We start from the raw sequence: 3226 nt of genomic DNA, 5'->3' as shown, positions 1-3226 counted from the left end.
TTAGAAAGAGTTTTTATTATGTAACTAACAGCACTATTACTCATGTTTTAACTTTTCCTTAACCGCATCATAAAATTTTCGTTCTTCATCAACATTCAAGTAAACACGACTTACTCTTTTAGAAAAGCCGTATAACAACTGCGCTTTCACTGGCTCTTTTAATGTTATTTCAAAAGTAGCAGGTTCTTTTATGAACTCCATAACAGTTGCATCCAATACCTGTTTCCCTTCTTTTGCCGTTAGCAATTCACCCTTGTAGAACGCAATATTATCAATTTGTGTAAATGGCATAACAATTTTCTTTCCTAATCCGATTTGAATGACTACTTGTTCTTCTGTTACGACAAGGGGATTTTTGCGCATCGCTTGTATTTCAGCTATAAAATAAATCATCGCGTATACATTTAAAATAAGTAAAATCCATGCTATTACTGGATTCCACTGATGTAGTAAATAATGAAAACCAATGCTTTCAATTATTGTTGCATGAATAATCATGATATACACACCTATAGCACCAGTCTTTTTATGATATGAGTATACAGATTTACCTGTTGGTACTTTTTCACGCCACGATAAAAACGCATAATAGATTAACTTACACTCTGTTAGGATGACATCTACTAACTTACTTCTTTTCATAGTAGCGTCAAACGCTGCATCAATTGCATAAGAAAAGGAATAATTTTCTCTTCTATATTCTTTATATTTTTTTATTATTTTAGGAAGCACTCTAACAATTTTATAGAGAAGGAATAATTCTAGACCTACAAATGCAATTTCAGCCGCAACAATAATATAAGAGATGAATGAAAAAGCTTGTAAATAGTCACTTGGAATAATAAATCTCGCAAAAATATAACCAGCTATTACAACAGGAACTATATACGTTAACGAGTATCTTTTTCGAATAATGAAGAAATACGTGATGATTGGAATGACAAACATGCAATCTAATAATGACCCAAGCACAACTTCTTTCGGCGCAACTGGTACAATTGGAAGGGCATACAATAAATAGTTTGGTAGCATAATTAAAAAGACGAGTCCAATCCAAACACCTTTTCGCCTTCGTGATAGTGTAACCTCCATACGTTCACTCCTTTATTTAAAAACCTCATTTAAATGGTCTTTATAAAATGAAATGGCACGTTCAAATTCTTTTACTTCCTCTACTTTCACGACAGTTTCAAGTAATAATTTCATCGCTGATTCGTGATCGTTTACGTTATATTTTGCTAATGATAAAAATACTTTCATCGGAGCGTTCTCTGGGAATTTTTTCACCCCAGCTTCTAATACTGTAATTGCCTTTTCATATTCCCCTATACAACGATATGTACTTCCTAAACCAATATAAGCACCGCAAAGCGATTCGCCATCAAGTCCATTTGCGATTGCCTGCTCATAATACGGAACTGCTTCTGTTTCTAGCCCCATTACATCATGTATCCACGCACACTGATACAGTACTTCTGCATCCTTTGTAAAGTTTGTTAATCCTATAAGCATCTCTTTAGACTGCGCATATTTCTTTTCGTTTCTAAGTTTAATAGCTTGCTTTAATAAATGTTCCATAGAATCCACTCCTCACCAATTATTCTGTGTATAGCTCTTGATTGGTATACGCTTCACATTCGTGTAAAAGTAAAATTCCCACCAATTAAAGTTTCGCTTACTTATTACTATGCGGATTCATTCTCATCTAAAAACTTAATTTTAAAAAGCAGTGACACGATTACATAATAACTCTAAGCTTTTGACAATTTCTTTCGCTGTTTCATCTTTCCCATTACACAACTTCCCTTTACCATCCTGTCCAATTACATAATGCACAGCTCCGCGCGAATATAAAGAATGTGGTGAATTCGCAATCATTACATTCGCCCTTGCTTCTTTCATTCTATTTTTTGCTCTTTCAAACAGTTCTTCTTCATTTAAATCACTTTCAAGTTTAAAACCAACAAGTACTGTTTCTGGGTCCCATTCTTTTATTTGTTTTAATACTTTTGGAGCCTTTTGAAAGTGAATAATCGGTGCTATATCACTTGAAATTTTTCCGTTCATATTAAGAACATTACCATCTTGATCACAAATTTTCTCCACAATCCAATCTGATCCAGCCGCTGCCATAATGACTGCATCAATCTTTTCATGTGATATGATACTTTTCATTTTATCTTGTAAATCAACGATTCCTTCAAATGGATGTAATTCTAACCCTCTATGTACATCACTCGGTTTCTCCGCAAAATAACCGTGTAAATATATAACATGTGCCCCTTTAGCTAGAAGTTCTTCTGCGATTATCCTTCCGATTGTACCTTTGGCCATATTCGTATGCCCGCGTACTTGATCCCATTTTTCTAGACAACCACCGCTCGTAATTAATACCTTTTTCCCCTTCATTGTAACCATCCCTTACTAATTTTTCTTACGAAACCATTCTGTTCCAAAGTCAACTATATCACGCTGTTTCATTAGACGACACGTTGCATTCCCTATCTTCCCATTTTTTACAGTTCCTTTTCGCTCAAACTCCACACCAATTTCTACAAACTTCTCAGATTCGTAATCCATTTCAAAAAACTCTTTCCACACTCTTTCACCGTTTTCTATAATAGGTGCTCCTACTTGTATTAACTCACATGCACCAGAACGCACCTCGGATAAATGAACAGACGTATTGGAATCATATCCAACACCAATTAATAATACGTACCCGTCTAAATCATATATTTTTCTTAATGGAGATTCTTCTCCAAAGCTCATTGATAACGAATGGTTCATTGTTATTTCTACTGCATGTTTTCCCCATGCAGCAAAACTTCCTAACGGATGATTACTACGTACTACATTCGGATATGTACGAAAACATTCAACTATTTCACCCATTCCCCTTGTTGGGGTTATACGTGAATCAAATGCTGGGACGTTATCTCGGATAATTTGCCACCAGTCTTCCGGTACAGGTGGTCTTGACCAATGTTTCGGATCGGACAAATCCGAAGATTGCGTTGGCATTATTATCGTTCCTTCTTCCGTAACAACTTTCATTAATGCTTCTACTACAGCAACCGCACCACCAGATATCCACCCGATAGAACTTAGTGATGAATGAACGATAATTGTCATTCCTTTTTCGACTCCTAATGCTTTTAAATCTTTTGTTATTGTTTCGATTGTATTTGGAAATTGTGTACTTGCTACTATTTCATTCATTTTC

Annotated in this window: 4 protein-coding genes; all 4 read right to left on the bottom strand. The window is 35.2% G+C overall.

Annotated elements, in window-relative coordinates:
• Positions 1 to 36 precede the first annotated feature (36 nt).
• Positions 37 to 1092 (bottom strand): hypothetical protein, encoded by a 1056-nt coding sequence (locus tag ACQGS6_RS25285; RefSeq protein WP_426965788.1) that lies wholly within the window; start codon positions 1090 to 1092, stop codon positions 37 to 39.
• A 12-nt stretch (positions 1093 to 1104) separates the two neighbouring features.
• Complete coding sequence (locus tag ACQGS6_RS25280) at positions 1105 to 1578, bottom strand: tetratricopeptide repeat protein (RefSeq protein ID WP_000400636.1); 474 nt, start codon at positions 1576 to 1578, stop codon at positions 1105 to 1107.
• A gap of 141 nt (positions 1579 to 1719) precedes the next feature.
• The gene (locus ACQGS6_RS25275; RefSeq protein ID WP_000676724.1) at positions 1720 to 2409 is read right to left on the bottom strand and encodes a phosphopantothenoylcysteine decarboxylase; all 690 of its coding nucleotides are present in this window, start codon (positions 2407 to 2409) and stop codon (positions 1720 to 1722) included.
• Positions 2410 to 2424: 15 nt separating this feature from the next.
• On the bottom strand, positions 2425 to 3226 hold an 802-nt coding region (locus ACQGS6_RS25270; RefSeq protein ID WP_426965787.1), incomplete at its 5' end, for an aminoglycoside N(3)-acetyltransferase.

Source organism: Bacillus sp. GMs2/2, assembly GCF_050172095.1.
In the GTDB taxonomy this organism is placed as follows: Bacteria; Bacillota; Bacilli; order Bacillales; family Bacillaceae_G; genus Bacillus_A; species Bacillus_A cereus.
The sequence above is the reverse complement of the archived record's forward strand: the minus strand, read 5'-3'. Positions and strand labels throughout refer to the sequence as shown.